The organism is Arthrobacter sp. NPDC058288, assembly GCF_042880995.1.
Lineage (GTDB): Bacteria > Actinomycetota > Actinomycetes > Actinomycetales > Micrococcaceae > Arthrobacter.
Window position 1 is genome coordinate 308,047 of the sequence record NZ_JBHVYH010000003.1, and the last position, 20,473, is coordinate 328,519.

Here is a 20,473-nt window from a genome sequence, read left to right on the forward strand (position 1 = left end):
GTCAATTCGACCCTCCAACACCCTCCGTGCGGACTAGGCTGGTGCCATGAACGTGGATGAGACAGACCTCCCTGGCCTCGGCAGGCGCAAGGATTTCATGACCGCTTCCGGCCGCCGGATCGGCGTGGTGGAATACCGCGAGGGTCAAACCGAGCTGATCGTTTCCACCTGGGACGATCCCGACACGTGCCAGGCGTCCATCCCCCTGACCGCCGACGAAGCCGCGGCCCTGGGCAACCTGCTGGGCGGGCAGCGCCTGGCCATGCAGCTCTCCGAAGAGCACCGTGAAATCCCGGGAATTGTTACCCGCCAGTTCTCCATCGGCGGGGACTCACCGTTCCATAACCAGCCCATGGGCAAAGCCTGCATCCGCACCCGCAGCGGCGTCTCCATCGTCGCGATCATGCGGGAAGGCGAGGTGCTCCCCTCCCCGGGGCCCGACGTCGTCCTCCACCCGGGCGACCTGCTCGTGGCGGTCGGAACGCAAGAAGGTCTTGATACAGCAGCCGATATCCTGCGCAACGGCTGAGCGGCATGGATCCGCTCGCGCTAACCCTCATCGAGCTGGGGGCCGTCGTGTTCTGCCTTGGCCTGCTGGCCAGGCTGGCCGGGCGGATCGGAATGTCCCCCATTCCCCTGTACCTGGTGGGCGGTCTGTTTTTTGGTGCCGGCGGACTCGTCAAGCTCGAAGGAATGCACGAATTCGCGCACCTTTCCGGCGAGATCGGTGTGATCCTGCTGCTACTTATGCTCGGATTGGAATATACGGCGGCTGAACTGGTCACCGGCCTCCGGCGGTCCTGGCAGGCCGGCGTCCTGGACCTCGTACTGAACTTCATTCCGGGGGCGGGGCTCGCCGTGCTGCTGGGCTGGGGCCTGGTGGGAGCAATGGTGATGGGCGGCGTCACGTACATCTCGTCCTCCGGAATCGCCGCCAAGGTGATCACCGACCTCGGCCGGATCGGTAACCGCGAAACCCCGGTGGTCCTTTCCATCCTGGTCTTCGAGGACCTGGCGATGGCCGTCTACCTGCCCGTCCTCACCGCCACGCTGGCCGGGGTCAGTTTCCTGGTGGGATTGCAGACGGTCGGGATTTCGCTCGGCGTGGTGACCGTGGTGCTGATAGTGGCCCTCCGGCACGGGCACCACGTGTCCAAGGCAGTGCACAGCGAAAATTCCGAGGTGTTCCTGCTGAACCTCCTCGGCGCGGCGCTCCTGGTTGCAGGTCTGGCCGCCGCCATGCAGGTCTCGGCCGCGGTGGGGGCGTTCATGCTGGGCATCGCCATTTCCGGTGCCACGGCGCACAGCGCAACGCGGATCCTCGAACCCCTCCGGGACTTGTTCGCGGCCATCTTTTTCGTGGTCTTCGGACTCAACACCGATCCCTCATCCATCCCGCCGGTACTGGGGTGGGCGCTGATCCTGGCGGTCGTCACGGCCGCCACCAAGATGATCACGGGAATCTGGGCGGCGAAGCGGGCAGGAATTGGCCTGCCCGGCCGTTTCCGCGCGGGGGCCGCCCTGATTGCGCGCGGCGAGTTCTCGATCGTCATCGCCGGCCTGGCGGTGGCGTCGGGTGTGGTGCCGCACGATCTCGCGGCACTGGCCACGGCCTACGTGCTCATCATGGCAATCATGGGTCCGCTGGCGGCACGCTACGTGGAACCGGTCGTGAAGATGCTGCGCCGCCCGGCGAAACCCCGGCCTGCCGCCCGCCCCATCTGACGCTCCCTCAGATCCTGCCGCCTTTACGGCGACGCTCTCTCAGATCCTGCCGCCTTTTCAGCGACGCTCTCTCAGATCTCGGTGCGGTGGAAGTTCAGGTAGCTGCGGCTGGCGGTGGGACCGCGCTGGCCCTGGTAGCGGTTGCCGTACTCACCTGAACCGTAGGGGAATTCGGCGGCGGAGCTGAGCTTGAAGAAGCACAGCTGGCCGATCTTCATGCCGGGCCACAGCTTGATGGGCAGAGTGGCCATGTTGGAAAGCTCCAGCGTGACGTGTCCGGAGAACCCGGGATCGATGAACCCTGCGGTGGAGTGCGTCAGCAGCCCCAGCCGGCCCAGCGAGGACTTGCCTTCGAGCCGCGCCGCAATGTCGTCCGGCAAGGTGACGGTTTCGTAGGTGGAGCCCAGCACAAACTCGCCCGGGTGCAGGATGAACGGCTCGCCGCGGTCCACTTCCACGAGGCGCGTCAGCTCAGGCTGGTCCTCGGCGGGGTCGATGTGCGCGTACTTGTGGTTGTCGAACAACCGGAAGAACCGGTCGATCCGGACGTCCACGGAGGACGGCTGGACCATCACCGGGTCATACGGATCCAGGACAATCCGTTGGGAATCAATTTCGGCACGAATATCGCGGTCAGAGATCAGCACACTCAAAAATACCGCACCATTGCCGAGCCCGTTGTCCGGGGTTACTGTTACTGCTGATAAGGAACGTCATCTCCGATACAGGATGAGTCTGATGTTGCGGCTGTGACGGTTGCGCGCTCCCCATGAAGGAGCCGGCACCGACGGATCTGGGGTTGGCTTGAGGAAGATTTCGGCACGGACATTGGCAGCCACGATCTGCGCACTGGCGCTCACCTTGCCTGCGGCCGGCCAGCTGGGGGGACCTTCCTCAAGCCCGGAATCCGCTCCGTCCTCCGTAGCGGCCTGGCAGGCGCAGAGCGTCGCCCTCGGTCCGCCGTCGTTCGTGTCCGACGGCGCCACGGCCGCCGTCGATAACGCACCGGGGCAACGCCTCGCCCCCGCCGTGGACCCGGACATCACGGACGTGGACCCGGGCGGCACAACTGCCGCTGTGGCCGATACCTCAGGAACGACCGACGCGGCGGGCGGCGCACTCCCCACCGGCACTCCGCCGCCGTCAGCGGAAAACCCGCCGGAGCCGGCGTCCGTTCCGCCATTGTCCGCAACCGACGCCGATCTGGCGGCCCTCACCCAGACCAGGCCGCAGACCCAGCCGGTACCCGCCGCGGGCACCGAAGCCCTCCGGACCGAATCACTGACCACGCAGGCCCTCGTCAGGGACGACCCGTCGTCCCAGATTTTGGCGGTGTTCAACGCCATCAACAGCTACCGCGCGTCCTTTGGACTGCCCGCGGTGAAGTACCACGCCACTGTTGCCTCGATGGCCCAGGAGTGGTCGGACAGCATCGCGTCCCGGGAAGTGATCGAGCACCGCTCAAGCTTCTGGACAGATTCCCGGGCCCTCAGCCCCACCAACGGCGCCGGTGAGGTCATCGCCGTCCGCTGGGACCGCGACGCCGCACAGCTTGTGGAGTGGTGGAAGGGCTCACCCGCCCACAACGCAATCCTGAAGGACCCGCGGTTCAACGTGATGGGCATCGGGATCACCTTCACGGACGGCAACTGGCAGACCACGCCCAACCGCTACACCATGTGGGGAGTGGTGGACTTCTTTGGATACGGCACGCTGCCTGCGGGAACCACCAGCAGCCCGGGCGGCAGCACGGCAATGCCCGTTCCGCCCGCCAGCGTGTGCGATCCGCTGGTGCGGCACATGCCGCCAACCGCGGACCTGGCGGTGGCCGCCATCAAGGGCCCTGCCGACCTTGTGTCGGTGAACTCATCCGGTGAACTCATCAACCGCCCGTCCCTGGGGAACCGGCAATACGGTGCACAACAAGTCATCGGGACCGGATTCGGTTCTGCGAAGGAACTCTTTGTCACGGACTGGGACCGGGACGGCGTCTTTGACGTCCTGGTCCAGTGGACGGATGGAAGGGTCACGCTCCACGCAGGCTCGGCGGCCGGCGGATTCCTTCCAGCGGTGGCGCTGGGCCAGTCCGGGTGGGCCGGAATGACCCTGGCAGTGGGCGGCTGGTGCGCCAACAACAGGCTCCCGCAGCTGGTGGCACTGGACGGCGCCGGGAACCTCTGGCTGTACCCTAACCGCGGGAACGGGGACCTGGCGGAGCGGAGCCTGATGGCGTCCGGCGTGTCAGCGAACCGGCTCGCAATGGTGGATTACGACGGCGACGGTTTCCAGGACCTGCTGGCACGGCAGCCGGACGGGTACGTCCGCCTCTTCCGGGGCTCAGGCGCGCCGGTACCGCGCGCTGAAACCCGGGCCGTGGTGGCCAGCGGCTGGTCGGACGTTACAGCCGTCCGTCCGCTGCGGGATGTGACGGGCCTGAACTCAACGGGACTGGCCCTTCGACGCGCTGGCGACGTGGTGCAGTATTGGGACCTCAGCACCGGAACCCTGGCGTCGCCGTCGTCCATCACCGGAGCGTGGGCGGGTCAGCGCCTCGCGCAGTAGCCGGCTCAAAGGTCGGTTACGGCTCAGCCGGCCGTGACTCCAGGACTTCCTTGAGCCGTTCCAGCTGCGCGACTTCAGACTTCATGGTCCGTTGGATCATGAAGTCCATCAGTCCGGCCAGGCCCTTGGGCCGGGACTCCAGGGCAAACCTGACCCGGGTGTTTGTTCCCTCGGTGCTCAGGTAGTAGCCGCCGTGCGGGCGGGCCGGGCCGGCAACCACTTGGAACTGGATCTCGGCGCCCGGGCGGAGCTGGGTGATCCGGAAGTCGGCGGCGATGGGGCGGCCCGCCGGGCCGGCCAGGGTCTGCTGGTAGACCGCACCGCAGGCGCCCACCGCCCCTGAACGCAATTCGATGTTCCGGATTCCTTCCCGCCATGAGGGAAGGTTCAGCCCGTCCTGCAGGAACTGGTACACGGTCATGGCATCGCGTTCCACGACGACCTCGTACTCTGCAAATGCCACGGGGATCCCTTGATTGTCGGACAGCTTTCGTGCGTAGCCCGTTCCCCTGATACTGCAGCTAACCCCAACAGGATAGTCAGCCTGGACGGTTGCGGCGCGGCCGCGGCCGTGCCTTAACCGAAGAGTTATCGAAAGGACCGAAGCGTTATCGAAAGGGTGCTGTTGCCTGGCGGCCGTGTCCCTGTTCTGGGACGACGCACGGCTGAGGTAAAGTAAATCCGGTTGACGCAACCGGGACACGGCCGAGGTATATGGCTGGTCCCTCTGCGGCTGTAGCTCAATGGTAGAGCGCTAGCTTCCCAAGCTTGATACGCGGGTTCGATTCCCGTCAGCCGCTCCAATCCTCCTGCCGGGCCATTAGGCGGCTACCTGTATCGTCAGGAGTCAGGAACCCCTTCGGTTCCGCTACAGGAGCAATCATGGCTGACAAGTCCCCGCGTCAAGCAGCATCCGCGAAATCCGGCAAATCCATCAAGGAAAAACGTGCCGACAAGAGGGCAGCGGCAGCGCCGCCGAGCTCCCTCGACAAGGCAACCGCCACCAAGGCAGCGAGCCCCAAAAAGAAGTGACCGGTTCCGCGAACCACCTCAGCCTCGGAGTCATCGCCAGCACCCGCAAACCTGACGAACGCCGGCTCCCGCTCCACCCCCTTCACCTGGACCGCATCGCGCCCGAGCTGCGCCGGCACATTATCCTTGAGGAGGGCTACGGTGAACGGTTCGGCGTTTCGGACCGCCATCTGGCATCCCTCGTGGGACGGATTGCCACCCGCGGCGAGATCATTGCCGACGCCGACGTCGTCCTGCTGCCCAAGCCGCAGCCGGAGGACCTGGCGGACCTCCGCGACGGCCAGGTCCTCTGGGGCTGGCCGCACTGCGTCCAGGACCGTGCCATCACCCAGCTGGCCATCGACAAGAAGCTCACGCTGATCGCCTTCGAGGCCATGAACCACTGGGCGGGCGACGGCGGCTTCGGCCTCCATGTCTTCCACAAGAACAACGAACTGGCCGGCTATTGCTCGGTCATCCATGCCCTTGCCCTCACCGGCTCCACGGGCGTCTACGGCCGGCGGCTCTCCGCCGTCGTCATCGGTTTCGGGGCCACGGCCCGCGGCGCCGTCACGGCGCTTAACGCCCACGGCATCCACGACGTCCAGGTGCTCACCAACCGCGGCGTCGCCGCCGTCGGCTCGCCCATCCACTCGGTGCGGATCGCCCAGTTCGACCATGACGACAAGGCGCCGTTCCTCAGCCAGGTCATCACGGAGCGCGGCAGGGTTCCGCTGGCGCCGTTCCTGGCCGAGAGCGACATTGTGGTCAACTGCACGCTGCAGGACCCCAACGCTCCGCTAACGTACCTGCGTGAAGAGGACCTCAGCGCGTTCCGTCCGGGCAGCCTGATTGTGGACGTTTCCTGCGACGAGGGAATGGGCTTCAGCTGGGCGAAAACCACCACCTTCGCCGAGCCCATGCTCACCGTGGGAGACCACATCGACTACTACGCCGTGGACCACAGTCCCTCCTACCTGTGGAACTCCTCCAGCTGGGAGATCAGCGAGGCGCTGCTCCCCTTCCTGGAAACCGTCATCTCGGGTCCCGGGGCATGGGCCGGAAACGAGACGATCGCCCGTGCCATTGAAATCCGCAGCGGGGAGATCCTTAACAAGGACGTGCTGCAGTTCCAGCAGCGGCAGGCGGAGTACCCGCACGACCCTCTGGACGCGTAGCGGGCTGCTGGGGCGCCGGCCCTGAGGGCCTGCGTCCCGGCCGCTTCGCCTTCCGGCTGACAATACGGACGAGGTGGCGCCGGTCCTTGAGGTTCACCTTGAGGGTCAGCTCACCGCGCCGGGCCAGTACGACGGCGACAGTCACCGCCGCCAGGACCGGCACCCCGCCGGAGACCAGGATGGCGGTGTGCGGGTCCAGGTGCTCGGCAATCCAGCCCATCATGGGGCCGCCGATGGCCTGGCCGCCGATCAGCACCATGATGTACAGGCTCATGACGCGTCCCCGGATTCCCATGTTGGAACTGACCTGCACAAGCTGGTTGGCAGCGGTAAGGAACATCAGGCACCAGAAGCCGGAGAGCACCATGGCGGTGCCGAACCACACCATGGACGGGGCCAGGGCCGCGAGGCAGAGCATCAGGCCGTACATTCCCGCCCCCAGCACCACCGACCGCAGCCGCAGCTGGCGGCGGCGGGTGGAGGTAACAGCCCCGGCGAGCGCACCAAGCGCCACCAGTGCGTTCAGCAGGCCGTAGCCTCCGGCGCCGGCGTCGTACACATGGTCCGCGAAGGCGGCCAGCAGCACCGGCAGGCTCATGGCGAAAACGGCGATGAACCCTGCCATCAGCCACGGCCAGTAGATGGTGGGCTTGCTCAGCGCGTACCGCAGCCCCTCCCGGAGCATGCCCTTGCGCTTCGGCGCGGGCGCAGTGATGAACAGCTGGTCCTTGCGCAGAAGCAGCAGCATTGCCACCGTGGAACAGCAGGCCGCCGCATTGGCAGCGAACGCCCAGCCGGCACCTACCGCAGTGAGCAGAAGCCCGGCAAGTGCGGGCCCGATCAGGCCGCCCAGCTGGAAGGTCGTTGAGTTCACGCTGATGGCGTTGCGCAGGTAGGTGGGGCCCACTAGTTCATTGACGAAGACCTGCCGGGCCGGCTGGTCCAGCACGGTGACCAGCCCCAGGACCAGGGCGATCGCGTAGACGTGCCACACTTCGATGCGCTGGCTCAGCGCCAGGATGGCAAGGGCCGCGGCAAGGACTGCGGCAACCGACTGGCAGAGGATGAGGATCTTCCGTTTGGGGAACCTGTCCGCCATCATGCCGCCCCACGGCCCCAGCACCAGCGACGGCATGAACTGCAGCGCCACCGTGATGCCGACCGCCGTAACGGAGCCCGAAAGCTGCAGCACCAGCCAGTCCTGCGCGATCCGTTGCATCCAGAGCGCGATCACAGCGATGAAGTGTCCGATCGCAAAGATGCGGAAGTTGGGGACGCGGAGGGAGATGAAGGTTTGGCGCCAGGGCAGACGTTCGCTGACGACGGCGATCGGCTGGGTGACGTCCCGGGGCTGCGGTGCGGTCTGCGGTGGCGGGGATGCGGCGGAATCGATGACGGGCTGGCTGACGGTTGCCGTGAAAGGCGGAGGGGGTGCCACAGGGAATCCTCAAAGGTGCGGGCGGGCGGGATACGTCCACGCTATGGTGGCCCTAGGAGATTATGGAAGCGTATTGTTCCTATAACTAACATTGCGAACCGCAATAGTACTTCCCCAGCCCCGCAGGAGTGCCATGTTTGAACCCGCCCAGCTCCGCTCCTTTTTGGCGGTCGCCGAAACCCTCAGCTTCACCAAGGCGGGGGAGCGGCTGGGGCTGGCCCAGCCCACGGTCAGCCAGCACGTGCGCAAGCTGGAAGCCGCGGCCAAGCGGGTCCTGATTGCCCGGGACACCAGGGACGTACGTCTGACGGACAACGGCGATGCCATGGCCGGCTTCGCGCGGACCATCCTCGCGGCCCACGATGCGGCGTCCCGCTATTTCTCCGGGTCCGCGATGCGCGGCCGGCTCCGCTTCGGGACCGCGGACGACCTCGCGATCACCGGGCTCCCCCGCATCCTTCGGGAGTTCCGCCAGATCTATCCCCAGATCAACCTGGAACTCACCGTGGGTCAGAGCGACCAGCTCTACCGGAAACTGAACGCCGGGCAACTCGACCTGGTCTTCGTGAAATGGGTGGCCGGAGCAAAGGACGGCACGGTGGTCCAGCACGACGCCTTTGCGTGGGTGGGCCTGGAACAGACCGTGCTTGAGCCCGGGGACCCCGTCCCGCTGATCGCCTACCCGTCGCCCAGCCTCAGCAGGAAGCTCGCCATCGACGCCCTCGAATCCCGTGGCCGGACCTGGCGAATCACGTGCACAACCCGGCAGATCAGCGGGGTCCTGGCCGCTGTACGGGCAGGAATCGGCGTCGCCGTGATGCCGTCCTCGCTGGTTCCGGACGATCTGAAGATCATCACCCGCCGCTTTGACCTGCCGCCAGTAGGGGACGTCGATTTCACGCTGATCCGGAACCCGCTCGCGAATGCCGAGGTAATCGATGCGCTCACCCAGGCGATTGTGGGGCGAACGATTAAGCGCTCCGCCTAGGAATTGGCGCCCGCCCCTGGTGGGCGCAACGGAGGTGATCGAGCAAGTAGGTAGTCGGCCCCGCGCAAGTGGTTATTCCACGTAAGTGATTGAAGTTATTACGTGCGTAAATTATGCTGAATTGTGTTAAAGGTTAAGCAGAAGCCGCTGACAACGATTCGATGACGAACCGTGTCCGCCCACGCTGCCTTGGGGGCGCCTGACGGACAAAGTTCGGGATAGGCATGCTATGACGCCAACCACGAACCACCCGCATCTTTCAGTCTCAAATCCAGTCCACTCACTCAAAACGGTACGCCCGCTGGGCATAGGGACCCACCACAACACGCCGGTGCACCACGAATCAAGCGCACACGCTGACCTGGTCAGCCAGCGCGAACCGCATCCCGCCGCCACCCTGGTGGACACTGAGTTCGTAGGCAGCCCCTACTGCGAACGCTGCGGGACGGATGAATTCATCTACCTGGAGACGTTTGTCCCGGCAAAGTTCCGGCACGACGGCACTCTCCGGAAGGCGGGTGAAGTCACCTACTTCTGCACCGGATGCGAAGAATTTTCGGCACACTCGGTCCCGGCCTCATGGGTACCCCCGGGCTGGTACTTGGGCTAAGGAACGGTTCCCGCCGTTCACCAAAACAGTTTTCACGTCAGCAAATGTAAAAACGCCGCCGGCAGGCACCCGAGGGTGCCTGCCGGCGGCGATTGTCTTCTGGGCGATTGTTTCCTGGCTGGGGCCCCCGGACGACAGGGCCCCAGGCCCTTGGATCAGGAGCCCCCTAGATCAGGCTGTCCGAAAGGTGGTTAGGCGTTCCGAACCGGTGCGCGGTGATGCTGACAGCCTGCTCGTGCAGGAACGGGAGCAGTTCCACGCGGCCGGCTTCGGTGACCGGGTGGGCGTAAACGGCCAGGTCCGGCCGTCCGCCGGTGGCTTCAGCCAGCGCCTTCGCGTCGCCGCCCAGGAGCCGGATCCGGCCGCCGGACAGTTTTCCAGCATCGGCGAGCCTGGCTGCGGAGGCCAGCCACGCGGCGTCGTCCTCCACCGTGACGGCGATATCCAGGGCGGTGAGCGCTGCCAGCAACGGGGCGGGCAGTTCGACGGCGGTGGAAACCGTCAGTGCCGAACCGGCCAGGACACCGGCGGCTACCGTCCTGACCAGGGCCGCGAGCGGTTCGCCTTCGGAGAGGCGGACCGTTACCGGCAGGGAGCGGTAGCGGAAGATGTTCCGCTCCGCGCTGAGTCCTGAGACATCCTTGGCGGTGCCGAACTCATCGGCCCAGGCAAGGGCGTCCGAGGCCAAGGCCCGCTCCAGGGCTTCTACGGCGGGAGCGTCCAGTGAACCCTTTGCAGCAGCGGCCACGCGGCGGACGCCGGGGTTGGTCACGGCTGCCTTGGGACTTCCATCAGCGCCGCCTGCGGTGCTGGCTTTGCTGACCCAGTCGCCCAGGCCGGCGAGGTAGTTGGGTCCGCCGGCCTTGGTACCGGCGCCGACGGCCGACTTCTTCCAGCCGCCGAACGGCTGGCGCTGCACGATGGCCCCGGTGATGCCGCGGTTCACGTAGAGGTTGCCTGCCTGGATGCTGTCCAGCCAGAGTCCCACTTCGTCGGTGCTCAGTGAGTGCAGGCCGGCGGTCAGGCCGTACTCCACCTGGTTCTGGATGGCGATGGCGTCTTCCAGGGTGGCGGCGGTCATCACGCCCAGGACGGGCCCGAAGAACTCGGTGAGGTGGAAGTAGGATCCGCGGCGCACGCCGTAGCGGACGCCCGGGCTCCAAAGCCGGCCGGTTTCGTCGAGCTTGCGCGGCTCAACGGCCCAGTTTTCGCCCTCGCCGAGGGTGGTGAGGGCATTGAGGAGCTTGCCGTTGGCGGGTTCGATGATCGGACCCATCTGGCTGGCGGGGTCCTCGGGGTAGCCCACCTTGAGTGACGTGACGGCGTCGATCAGTTGGTTGTGGAACCGTTTGGAGGTGGCCACCGAGCCCACCAGGATCACAAGCGAGGCGGCGGAGCACTTCTGCCCGGCGTGGCCGAAGGCGGAGTAGGCCACGTCCTTGGCCGCAAGGTCCAGGTCCGCGCTGGGCGTGACGATGATGGCGTTCTTGCCGCTGGTCTCGGCCAGGAGCGGCAGGTCCTTGCGGAAGGAGCGGAACAGTTCGGCGGTTTCGTAGCCGCCGGTCAGGATGACGCGGTCCACGGCCGGGTGCGAGATGAGCTGCTGGCCGAGCTCACGTTCGCCGAGCTGCACCATGGTGAGCACGTCGCGGGGTACGCCGGCCTCCCAAAGGGCCTCAATCATGACGGCGCCGCTGCGGCGGGCCTGCTTGGCCGGCTTGATGACGACGGCGGAGCCGGCGGCGAGTGCCGCGAGGGTGGAGCCGGCCGGGATGGCCACCGGGAAGTTCCACGGCGGGGTCACAACGGTGAGCTTGGACGGGACGAAGGTGGCGCCGTCGACGTCGTCGAGCTTGCGGGCCGATTCGGCATAGTAGTGGGCGAAGTCCACAGCCTCGCTGACCTCGGGATCACCCTGGTCGATGGTCTTGCCGGTTTCGCTGGCCATGACCTCGAGCAGGTCCGCGCGGCGCGCCTCCAGGATGTCGCCGGCGCGGTGCAGGACAGCGGCGCGCTCGGCGCCGCTGAGGGCGCCCCAGGCCTTGCCCTTGTCGACGGCGGTGGCGATCACCGTGTTGAGGGTCTCAGCGTCCGTGATGGTGGCCGCTTCCACGGAGGCGTTGCCCAGCGTGGAGGACGGAACGCGCTCCAGGATGGCCCGGCCCCAGTCGCGGTTGGCGGGCAGGGACGGGTCCGTGTCCGGAGTGTTTTCGAAGGAGTCATGCGGCATCGGCTCGGCCGGGAGGCTGCGGTTCTGCCGGCGGTTGGGGCCGGGGACTTCGTCGTCGAGCTCTGCCAGTGAGGCAAGGAAGCGCTGCTTCTCACGCTCAAAGAGCACTTCGTTTTCGGAAAGTTCGAAGACGGCGGACATGAAGTTGTCCTGGCTGGCGCCTTCTTCGAGCCGGCGGATCAGGTAGGCGATCGCGACGTCGAACTCGGCCGGGTGCACCACGGGCGTGTAGAGGAGCAGCGAGCCGACGTCCTTCTTGACGGCTTCGGCCTGGCCCTGCGCCATGCCCAGCAGCATCTCGAATTCGATACCCTGCTCTGCGGTATCCGCGATGCCGCGCTGCTTGGCCAGCAGCCACGCGAAGGCGATGTCGAAGAGGTTGTGGCCTGCGACGCCGATCCGGATGTTCTTGATCCGGTCCGGGTGCAGCGAGTAATTGATGACGCGCTTGTAGTTGGTGTCCGAGTCCTGCTTGGTGTTCCAGGTGGCCAGCGGCCAGTCGTGCAGGGAGGATTCGACCTGTTCCATGGGCAGGTTCGCGCCCTTGACCACGCGGACCTTGATGGCGGCGCCGCCGTTGGCGCGGCGTTCAGCAGCCCAGTCCTGCAGGCGGATCATTGCCGCGAGGGCGTCCGGCAGGTAGGCCTGGAGCACAATGCCGGCCTCGAGGTTCTTGAACTCCGGCTTGTCCAGGATCCTGGTGAAGACCGCGATGGTCATGTCCAGGTCCTTGTATTCCTCCATGTCCAGGTTGATGAACTTGGCCTTCTGCCCTCCGGCGGCGAACGAGGCGGCGCGGGTGAAGAGCGGCGTGAGCTTCTCCACGACGTGCTGGACGGCCTCGTCGAATGCCCAGGCGGAGTGCGGTGCAACGGTGGAGGACACTTTGATGGACACGTAATCCACGTCGGGGCGGGCCAGCAGGGCGTGGGTTCCCTCGAGGCGGCGGGAAGCCTCGTGCTCACCGAGCACTGCTTCGCCGAGGAGGTTGACGTTGAGCTTGATGCCGTCCTTGCGGATCTTGGCGATGGCCGGGCCGAGCTTGGCATCCGTGGCATCGACGATCAGGTGGCCCACCATTTCGCGGAGCACCTTCCGGGCCACCGGGATGACAACCCGCGGCAGGACGGGGGCCATGGTGCCGCCCAGGCGGACGGCGCTGCGCATGTACCAGGGCAGGAAGGCAGGGACCTTCGGGGCAAGGGCCGCCAGGTTGCGGGCGGCGACATGCAGGTCCTCGGGGCGGACAACGCCGTCGACGAAGCCGACCGTGAAGTCGAGTCCGTTGGGGTCCTTCAGCACGCCGGCGAGCTGTTCAGCGGAGGCGTCCACGGGAACCTTGGCGGCCTCCGTCAACCAGTGGCGCACCAGACCGATGGTTTCCCCGGCCAGGGCCTGGGCATCGGCTACATGGGAACCGGCCGCAGGGGCCGATTCGGCGACCGTCTTTCCGGCGAGGACACCGGGCTCCGTTGAAATGTGGGTCATGGCTAACACTCGTTCTTTCCGTTGGTGAGGACCTTCTTTCCACCAGTATGAGCCTGGCGTAACTTAAGATAAAGCGACGTTTTCTGAGCAATACAGGTTAGAGAATCTGATGAATCAAAACCCCGTCCGAACGTTCGGAAACCACCCCCCGACGCTCTCTCACTTCCGGCCCCTTTTGGCCGACGTTCTCTCACTTCCCGCCCGAAACGACGAACCCCCTCCCACCGGGGTGGGAGAGGGTTCGTCGATAAGGCACCGGACCGGAGAGAGCGTCCGGTTTTGTGGTGCAGGAGGTGAGAGAGAGTTGAGTAGCTACGCCAGGGGGCGGTGCATTTCGACGGCTTCTTCATGCCGCGGACTGTTCGGATTCATGAGCGAGTGCTTGCGGCCGTAGCCGAAGTAGATGATCAGCCCGACCACCAGCCAGACGAAGAAGCGGAGCCAGGTTTCCCAGTGCAGCTGGAACATCAGGAAGGCCGAGGCCAGCACACCGAACGCGGGGATTACCGGCATGAACGGCAGGCGGAAGGCGCGGGGAGCGTCGGGCTTCTTGTAGCGGAAAACGATCACCGAGAAACAAACCACCACGAACGCGGCAAGGATGCCGATATTCGTCAGGTCTGCGACGGCCTTGATCGGGAAGACTCCTGCCAGCAGGGCGGACGCGACGCCGGCGATCCAGGTCACTCGCTGCGGGGTTCCGTGCCGGTCCGTCTTGGAGAACCAGCCCGGGAGCAGGCCGTCGCGGCTCATGGAGAACCAGACGCGGGTGACACCGAGGAGGAATGTCAGCATCACGGTGAGGATGGACAGCACCGCGAACACGGAAATGATCGTGGCGATGACCGGCAGGCCGACGCCGGTGAACGCGGAGGCGAAGCCCGCCTTCGGATCGATGTCCTTGTAGTTCTGCATGCCGGTGAGGACCAGGGTGGCCGCCACGTAAAGCAGCATGGCGATGATGAGCGAGAGGATGATCGCCTTCGGCATGTGCTTCTTGCCGTCCGTGGCTTCCTCTGCCGCGGTACTCATGGCGTCATAGCCGAACACCGCGAAGAACACGGTGGCCGAGCCTGCCAGCACAGGGCCAAAGCCGCTTGGCATGAACGGGTTGTAATTGTTCGTGTCGATGTAGAAGATGCCCAGGCCAATGATGAACAGGATCAGGACTACCTTGATGGCCACTGCCACCAGCTCAAAGCGGCCGAACGCCCGGGTTCCCCGGGAAAGGATCCAGGTCACGACGAGGCAGACAACAATTGCGGGGATGTTGACGATTCCGCCCTTGCCTTCGTCCGGGGTGGACGTCATCCAGATGGGCATGTGGATGCCGATGCCGGAGAGGAACGCGTCAAAGTAGCCGGAAATACCAATGGCCACGACGGCCACGATCGCAATGTATTCGAGGAGCAGGTCCCAGCCGATGAACCAGCCGATCACTTCGCCGAGGGCCACGTAGCCGTAGGTGTAGGCCGAGCCCGCGCGGGGAATCATGCCGGCAAATTCCGCGTAGGACAACGCGGCGGCCGCAGAGGCGAGGCCCGCAATCAGGAAGGAAAACAGCACCGCGGGGCCAACCCCCGGCTCGCTTTCGCTGCCGTGGGCCACAAGGCCCGCCAGGGAGAAGATGCCGACGCCGATGATGCCGCCGACGCCAATGGCCGTCAGCTGCCACAGGCCCAGGCTCTTCATCAACCCGCTGTGCTTGTTTTCTTCCTCTATGTCATCAATCGGCTTTCGCCGCATGATCGACTGGGATAAGTCTTTTGTGCTCATCAGGGACTCCTGCTTAGATGTGGACCCATCAATCCGCCCTGTGATGGGGGTAACTCAGTCTGTTTAGTATGCAAGCCCAATTGCATTAGATAAAGTGAATTCTCCTAATTAATATTCATTAGATTTAGCGAAGGAACAGCGATGCTCGACGTCCGGCGGTTGAGGCTGCTCCGTGAACTCAAGATCCGTGGAACCTTGGCCGAGGTGGCGGACGCCCTCCAGTACAGTCCGTCATCGGTGTCCCAGCAGCTGGCGCTATTGGAGAAGGAGGCCGGGGTGCAGCTGCTGCGTAAGACCGGGCGCCGGGTCCAGCTGACGCCGCAGGCTGAAGTCCTGGTGGCGCACACCGCCCATCTGCTTGAAACGCTGGAACAAGCCGAGGCCGATCTGGCCGCCAGCCTCACCACCGTCTCCGGAACCGTCCGGATAGCCGTCTTCCAGTCCGCCGCCCTGGCACTCATGCCGGGAACCCTGACCCGGATGGCGGCGACTTACCCTGAAGTCAGGATCGAGATGGTCCAGCGGGAGCCGGAAACGGCGTTGCACGAAACGTGGGCCCGGGACTTTGACCTGGTCATCGCCGAGCAATACCCCGGCCATGCCGCGCCTCGCTACGCCGAACTGGACCGCCTCCGGCTGACCGCGGACGCCATCCGGCTGGCAGTCCCCGGACCGGACATGGGCCTGCCGCCCGTCCGTTCTCTCGAAGACACGGCGGACCTTGCCTGGGTGATGGAGCCCAGGGGTGCGGCGTCCAGGCACTGGGCTGAGCAGGCCTGCCGCAGCGCGGGTTTCGAACCTGACGTCCGGTACGAAACGGCGGACCTCCAGGCGCAGATCCGCCTGATCGAGTCCGGCAACGCCGTCGGGCTGATGCCCGACCTTGTCTGGACCGGCAGGGAAACGTCGGCGCAACTGCTGCTGCTGCCGGGGAATCCCCACCGGACCGTTTTCACGTCCGTGAGGCGTTCCAGCGCCAAGCGGCCCGCCATCCTGGCCGCCCGCGAAGTACTGGCCATAACAGCCGATTCGATTGCCCCCGCAGGCCCGGTCCCGCCGGAACCCAAACCCGCATAACCTCCCGGGAATCAGTTTGGTGGCGGCCCAGCGGGGACGACAGGAAGTTCCCTACGTCACAGCGCCAAAGGGCGCCGGGCGTTAGACTGGGCACGTTATGAATCGCACAATGTTTAAGTCCAAAATCCACCGGGCCACTGTCACGCATGCCGATCTGCACTACGTGGGGTCGGTCACCGTTGACCTGGACCTGCTGGAGGCTGCGGACATTCTTCCCGGAGAGCTCGTGGCGATCGTTGACGTCACCAACGGCGCCCGGCTGGAGACCTACACCATTGCCGGAGAGCGCGGTTCCGGAGTTATCGGCATCAACGGCGCGGCTGCGCACCTGATGCACGAGAATGACATCGTCATCCTGATCACCTATGCCGAGATGACCACTGAAGAAGCCAAGGCCTACACGCCCAAGGTGGTCCATGTGGACAAAGACAACAAGATTGTCCAGATCGGCAACGACCCCGCCGAGGGGCACACCCGCGGCCTCATGCGGCCGCCGTTCGCCCTCAACAACTCGGCCCTAAACTAGGCTCCCTCCGCCGGAACCGCCTCCGTCCGGATACCGAGATCCTGCCCACACTCCCGCTTCAGGCTTAATAAATCTGATTAGGCTGGGATGGTGAACGCCAAACCCCGCCCGCCCGGCCTGCAAGGGAAACTGCCAGGGACATCCGGGTGCTAGGCGTTCTCGCGGGCTTCTTCGTGGTGTGGTCCATCATCCTGGTGGGCATGTTCGTGGGCCGCCGCAAGGTGCTGGGAGAAAACGCCCGGTCCGTGCTCAGCGCGCTGACGTTCTTCGTGGCCAGTCCCGCGCTCCTCTTCGAAACCCTCAGCAAAGCCAAGCTCCACGATGTCTTCGCCGCTCCCCTGCTGGTGACCGCCGCCGGCGCGATAATCACTGCCGCAATCTTCTTCGTGATCGTGCGGTTCCTGCTGAAGCGGAGCGTGCCCGAATCGCTGATGTCGTCCATGAGCGCATCCTTGGCGAACTCCGCGAACCTGGGTATTCCCATTGCCGTATATGTCCTCGGCGACGCAAGCTACGTAGCGCCGCTGCTGATCTTCCAGCTGGCCTTCTTTACGCCTCTCTTCCTGATGGCCCTGGATGCCACCACCAGTTCACACCGGACCACCCCCGCCGGGTTTGCCCTCATGATCCTCAAGAACCCGATGATCGTGGGATCCGCACTGGGCCTCGTGGTGGCGGGAACGGGGTGGCAGGTGCCGGAGCTGGTCATGCAGCCCATCCACCTGATCGGCGGGGCAGCCATCCCCGCCATGCTGATCGCCTTCGGCATGAGCCTGAACGGATCACGGCCCCTGCAGGCAGCCACCGGCCGCCGCATCGACGTGCTGCTGGCCAGCGCATTCAAGCTCGTCATCCACCCTGCCATCGCCTACCTGGTGGCACGGCTGATCGGCATGGAGGGACAGGCCCTCTTTGCCGTCGTCGTGACATCCGCACTACCCACCGCCCAGAACGTTTTCGTCGCGGCCAGCCGCTACCGGACAGGTATCACCGTTGCCAAGGACACCGTGCTGATCACCACGGTCGTGGCAGTGCCGGCCATGATCGGCGTGGCCCTGCTCCTCACCTAGAACCAGGCCCGGCCCTTGGCCAACACGCTAGTTCTTCTGGTGCTGATCCAGGAGCCGGGCGCAGCGGATGAAGCCCAGGTGGGAGTATGCCTGCGGATGGTTGCCCAGGTGGGTTTCGGTGCCGGGATCGTATTCTTCGGGCAGCAGCCCGGTGGGGCCGAACAGGTTCACCAGCTGGTCGAACAGGTCCCAGGCATCCTCAATCCGGCCCACCGCCACGTAAGCCTCGATGAGCCACGTAGTGCAGATGTGGAAGCCGCCCTCCAGCCCCGGCAGGCCGTCGTCGTACCTGTACCGGAAAACGGTGGGTCCCACCCGGAGCTCCCGTTCCACTGCTGTGACAGTGTCCAGGAACCGCTGGTCGTTCACATCCAGCAGCCCGGACAGGCCGATGTGCAGAACGGCCGCGTCGAGGTCGGGGCTGTCGTATGCGACCGTGTAGGACGCCGCGCCGTCATCCCAGCCTTCGCGGAGGACTTCCTCGCGGATGGTTGCGGCGGTGGGCGCCCACTCGGGTTCCGGCGCCCTGCCGTGCCTGGCCGCGGTGCGCAGCGCCCGGTCCAGGGTCACCCAGCACATCACCTTGGTGTAGACGTGGTGCCGGGGTGCGCGGCGTGCTTCCCAGATCCCGTGGTCTGCCTCGTGCCAGCGGGCCATCACGGCCGAGGCCATTTGGATCATGAGCTCCCAGTGTGAATCCTCCAGTGTGCCCTCGCGCTCACTCACCGCGCAGATGAGTTCCGCGATAGGCCCGAAAACGTCCAGCTGCACCTGGTGGTCCGCGGCGTTGCCGATCCTGACGGGGCGTGATCCCGCATAGCCCGGCAGGCTTTCGATGATGGCCTCCGTGGACAGCGGCGCTCCCGTGACCGAATACAGCGGATGCAGCCATTCCGGTCCGGGTGCGTTGTCCAGGATTCGGCCCAGCCAGCGCAGGAAACCGAAAGCTTCCCTGGTGGAGCCCAGGTCCACGAGCGCATTGACGGTCATGGACCCGTCCCGCAGCCAGCAGTAGCGGTAGTCCCAGTTCCGGGTGCCGCCGATTCCTTCCGGCAGCGACGTGGTGGGGGCGGCAAGGACGGCGCCGGTGGGTTCGTGCACCAGCGCGCGGAGCACCAGCGCCGAGCGGCGCACCAGAGACGGCTTGACACCCGGCAGGTCCAGCTCCTGGACCCACCGCCTGGAGTGATGGGCGACGGCGGCGCGGCGCTCGGTTTCGCCGCCCACCCCCGTGTGGGTGGGCTCGGTGTCACCGCAGCGCAGGTTCAGCACCACGGGGCCGTTCCGCAGGTTCACGTCCGCGGTGGCAGTGGCATGCCGCCCGTCCGAGGTGATGGAAAAACTGACGCCGGGGGCCAGCAGGATGATGGGATCGGAAGTGCCCACCACGTGGAGCTCCTCGCCCCGCGCCTCCATGCTGAACGGGGCGTTGGCGTAGTCGGGCCGGGGCGCGAAGACGATCCGGGCCGCGCCGCTGCCGGACAGCACCCGGACCAGGCTGGTGATCCCGTCCGGGGCCGGCTCAAGGTAGTCGGTCACGGTGACATCGGCCCAGCGGGTTTCCACGATCATGGTGCTGTCCACGTAGCGCTGGCCCAGGACCTGGGATGCCTTGACCGGTTCCACCGAGAAATGGCCCGCAGCGTCGCCGCCCAGGATGTGGGCGAACAGGGATCCGGAGTCCGGCAGCGGATGGCTCATCCAGCAGACTTTGGCTTCGGGGGTGATCAGCGCCGTGGACGAGCCGTTGCCGATCATCGAGTGGCGCTCCAGGCCAACGGCGTCCTCCCCGAAAAGCCAAGCCCGCCGCAGTTCGAACAGGATGGCCAGGACCCGGGCGAAGGATTCGGGGTCCCGAAGGCGGTGGGCGGCCGCGGTGGGCCCCTCCCCCACCTTGATGCCCATGTCCGGGCCGCGCAGGGTGGCCATCGCCAGTTCGTCGCTGGAGGCGTCGCCGGCATAGAGGGCGGCACTCACGCCCAGGCGGGCGCGAAGGTGCTCCAGGGCGTCGGCCTTGGACGGTTCCACCACGGAGAGGTCCAGCACGGAGCCGTCCACGATGTAGAACAGGCCGTGGGCGCGGGCCACTTCTTCGGCCTTCTCCAGCACCTTGGCCACGACCGCAGGCGAGGCCGGCCTGGTGTGCACGGACACCGCCACGGGCTTGCGTTCGATGCTGATCCCTTTATAGGCACCAATCGTTTCAACAAGGGCCTGGCTTGCCTGCTGGAGCACCGATTCGGTGGCCAGTGACAGGCCGTGGGCGAAGCCCATGTCGAACTCGGCGCCGTGGGATCCCACCAGGTGCACCTCCGCCGGGAGCCTGGATACTGCCGCCAGGTCCCGCAGCGACCTGCCGGAGATGACGGCCGCGTGCGTGTTGGGCAGGGCGGCCAGGGCCCGGAGCGCAATCGCGGCGCTGCCCAGGGGCAGGGTTTCAGTGGAGATCCCCTCGGCGTCGCACAGCGTGCCGCCGTAGTTGCAGGCCACCAGCAGCCCTGGTGTGCGGGCGAGGATCTTGAGTTCAGCGAGCAGGTTTGGCGTGAGGCCGTCGTCGGCGGCGTCGGACTGCACGAACGCGCGGAGCAGGCCGAGCGGCAACGAGCGTGTCAGGAGGGCAGAATCGGCCACTGACTGGTTGAGAGGAGTAGGCACAGGCGACGTCCTTCGGATAATCCCCAATGATGAGAAAAGTCCGGCGAGGGACATACCCCCAGTCTCCGATGCCGTCGTTACACCAGAATATCCCTGTCATTGCGGGAATGTAACGTGTGCGCGCCCCTTGGTTTCAGGC

16 protein-coding genes and 1 tRNA gene are annotated in these 20,473 nt (G+C 65.8%); 11 read left to right on the top strand and 6 right to left on the bottom strand.

The window, feature by feature from the left end:
• The first annotated feature begins 46 nt into the window (after positions 1-46).
• Together ACFVWT_RS12430 and ACFVWT_RS12435 are read left to right on the top strand one after the other, a co-directional pair.
• A complete protein-coding gene (locus tag ACFVWT_RS12430) occupies positions 47-529 on the top strand; it encodes a cation:proton antiporter regulatory subunit (RefSeq protein WP_209742048.1) in 483 nt (160 codons plus the stop codon).
• Positions 530-534: 5 nt separating this feature from the next.
• On the top strand, positions 535-1,725 hold the full coding sequence (locus ACFVWT_RS12435; RefSeq protein ID WP_390248113.1) for a cation:proton antiporter: 1,191 nt from the start codon (positions 535-537) through the stop codon (positions 1,723-1,725).
• Positions 1,726-1,796: 71 nt separating this feature from the next.
• Here ACFVWT_RS12435 and dcd read toward each other — a convergent pair whose 3' ends face one another.
• Entirely contained in the window at positions 1,797-2,372 is a 576-nt protein-coding gene (dcd, locus tag ACFVWT_RS12440) for a dCTP deaminase (RefSeq protein WP_043430109.1), read from the bottom strand.
• A 157-nt stretch (positions 2,373-2,529) separates the two neighbouring features.
• Here dcd and ACFVWT_RS12445 point away from each other — a divergent pair, with 157 nt between their 5' ends.
• A complete protein-coding gene (locus ACFVWT_RS12445) occupies positions 2,530-4,287 on the top strand; it encodes a CAP domain-containing protein (protein ID WP_390248115.1) in 1,758 nt (585 codons plus the stop codon).
• Between the two features lie 16 nt (positions 4,288-4,303).
• On the opposite strand, the gene ACFVWT_RS12450 is transcribed toward ACFVWT_RS12445, so the two are convergent.
• Complete coding sequence (locus ACFVWT_RS12450; RefSeq protein ID WP_390248117.1) at positions 4,304-4,750, bottom strand: SRPBCC family protein; 447 nt, start codon at positions 4,748-4,750, stop codon at positions 4,304-4,306.
• 266 nt (positions 4,751-5,016) lie between these two features.
• On the opposite strand from ACFVWT_RS12450, the gene ACFVWT_RS12455 reads away from it, so the two are divergent.
• The 3 genes from ACFVWT_RS12455 (at position 5,017) to ACFVWT_RS12465 (ending at position 6,476) form a co-directional block, all read left to right on the top strand.
• Positions 5,017-5,090: transfer RNA gene (locus ACFVWT_RS12455), tRNA-Gly, on the top strand.
• Between the two features lie 79 nt (positions 5,091-5,169).
• Entirely contained in the window at positions 5,170-5,319 is a 150-nt protein-coding gene (locus ACFVWT_RS12460) for a hypothetical protein (protein ID WP_198011525.1), read from the top strand.
• Entirely contained in the window at positions 5,316-6,476 is a 1,161-nt protein-coding gene (locus tag ACFVWT_RS12465) for a N(5)-(carboxyethyl)ornithine synthase (RefSeq protein WP_390248119.1), read from the top strand. Before ACFVWT_RS12460 ends, ACFVWT_RS12465 begins: the two co-directional genes overlap by 4 nt.
• Here the strand turns inward: ACFVWT_RS12465 and ACFVWT_RS12470 are convergent.
• A complete protein-coding gene (locus tag ACFVWT_RS12470; RefSeq protein ID WP_390248121.1) occupies positions 6,409-7,914 on the bottom strand; it encodes an MFS transporter in 1,506 nt (501 codons plus the stop codon). The two genes, ACFVWT_RS12465 and ACFVWT_RS12470, sit on opposite strands and share 68 nt — an antisense overlap.
• A 133-nt stretch (positions 7,915-8,047) precedes the next feature.
• Here ACFVWT_RS12470 and ACFVWT_RS12475 point away from each other — a divergent pair, with 133 nt between their 5' ends.
• Both ACFVWT_RS12475 and ACFVWT_RS12480 read left to right on the top strand, forming a co-directional pair.
• Positions 8,048-8,902 carry a LysR substrate-binding domain-containing protein gene (locus ACFVWT_RS12475; RefSeq protein WP_390248123.1) on the top strand — a complete coding sequence of 285 codons (855 nt, stop codon included), beginning with the start codon at positions 8,048-8,050 and terminating at the stop codon, positions 8,900-8,902.
• 331 nt (positions 8,903-9,233) lie between these two features.
• Complete coding sequence (locus ACFVWT_RS12480; RefSeq protein ID WP_390248125.1) at positions 9,234-9,512, top strand: hypothetical protein; 279 nt, start codon at positions 9,234-9,236, stop codon at positions 9,510-9,512.
• Between the two features lie 166 nt (positions 9,513-9,678).
• Here the strand turns inward: ACFVWT_RS12480 and ACFVWT_RS12485 are convergent, their stop codons facing one another.
• Both ACFVWT_RS12485 and ACFVWT_RS12490 read right to left on the bottom strand, forming a co-directional pair.
• On the bottom strand, positions 9,679-13,230 hold the full coding sequence (locus ACFVWT_RS12485) for a bifunctional proline dehydrogenase/L-glutamate gamma-semialdehyde dehydrogenase (protein ID WP_390248127.1): 3,552 nt from the start codon (positions 13,228-13,230) through the stop codon (positions 9,679-9,681).
• Between the two features lie 312 nt (positions 13,231-13,542).
• Positions 13,543-15,006, bottom strand: coding sequence for an amino acid permease (locus tag ACFVWT_RS12490; protein WP_390248129.1), 1,464 nt, complete (start codon positions 15,004-15,006; stop codon positions 13,543-13,545).
• Between the two features lie 141 nt (positions 15,007-15,147).
• Here ACFVWT_RS12490 and ACFVWT_RS12495 point away from each other — a divergent pair, with 141 nt between their 5' ends.
• The 3 genes from ACFVWT_RS12495 to ACFVWT_RS12505 all read left to right on the top strand — a co-directional run bounded on the left by ACFVWT_RS12495 (position 15,148) and on the right by ACFVWT_RS12505 (position 17,679).
• Positions 15,148-16,083 carry a LysR family transcriptional regulator gene (locus tag ACFVWT_RS12495; protein WP_390248131.1) on the top strand — a complete coding sequence of 312 codons (936 nt, stop codon included), beginning with the start codon at positions 15,148-15,150 and terminating at the stop codon, positions 16,081-16,083.
• Between the two features lie 97 nt (positions 16,084-16,180).
• Positions 16,181-16,609: an aspartate 1-decarboxylase gene (gene panD, locus ACFVWT_RS12500; RefSeq protein ID WP_011693710.1), complete on the top strand. Its 429-nt coding sequence runs from the start codon at positions 16,181-16,183 to the stop codon at positions 16,607-16,609.
• A gap of 146 nt (positions 16,610-16,755) precedes the next feature.
• Positions 16,756-17,679 (top strand): AEC family transporter, encoded by a 924-nt coding sequence (locus ACFVWT_RS12505; protein WP_390248133.1) that lies wholly within the window; start codon positions 16,756-16,758, stop codon positions 17,677-17,679.
• A 27-nt stretch (positions 17,680-17,706) separates the two neighbouring features.
• On the opposite strand, the gene otsB is transcribed toward ACFVWT_RS12505, so the two are convergent.
• Positions 17,707-20,334, bottom strand: a complete 2,628-nt coding sequence (otsB, locus tag ACFVWT_RS12510) for a trehalose-phosphatase (protein ID WP_390248135.1) — start codon at positions 20,332-20,334, stop codon at positions 17,707-17,709.
• Between the last annotated feature and the right edge of the window lie 139 nt (positions 20,335-20,473).

Coding starts and splice junctions, on each gene's coding strand:
- ACFVWT_RS12490 (WP_390248129.1), bottom strand. CDS start 15,006: ATGAGCACAAAAGACTTATCCCAGTCGATCATGCGGCGAAAGCCGATT.
- ACFVWT_RS12435 (WP_390248113.1), top strand. CDS start 535: ATGGATCCGCTCGCGCTAACCCTCATCGAGCTGGGGGCCGTCGTGTTC.
- ACFVWT_RS12430 (WP_209742048.1), top strand. CDS start 47: ATGAACGTGGATGAGACAGACCTCCCTGGCCTCGGCAGGCGCAAGGAT.
- panD (WP_011693710.1), top strand. CDS start 16,181: ATGAATCGCACAATGTTTAAGTCCAAAATCCACCGGGCCACTGTCACG.
- ACFVWT_RS12485 (WP_390248127.1), bottom strand. CDS start 13,230: ATGACCCACATTTCAACGGAGCCCGGTGTCCTCGCCGGAAAGACGGTC.
- ACFVWT_RS12460 (WP_198011525.1), top strand. CDS start 5,170: ATGGCTGACAAGTCCCCGCGTCAAGCAGCATCCGCGAAATCCGGCAAA.
- ACFVWT_RS12495 (WP_390248131.1), top strand. CDS start 15,148: ATGCTCGACGTCCGGCGGTTGAGGCTGCTCCGTGAACTCAAGATCCGT.
- ACFVWT_RS12475 (WP_390248123.1), top strand. CDS start 8,048: ATGTTTGAACCCGCCCAGCTCCGCTCCTTTTTGGCGGTCGCCGAAACC.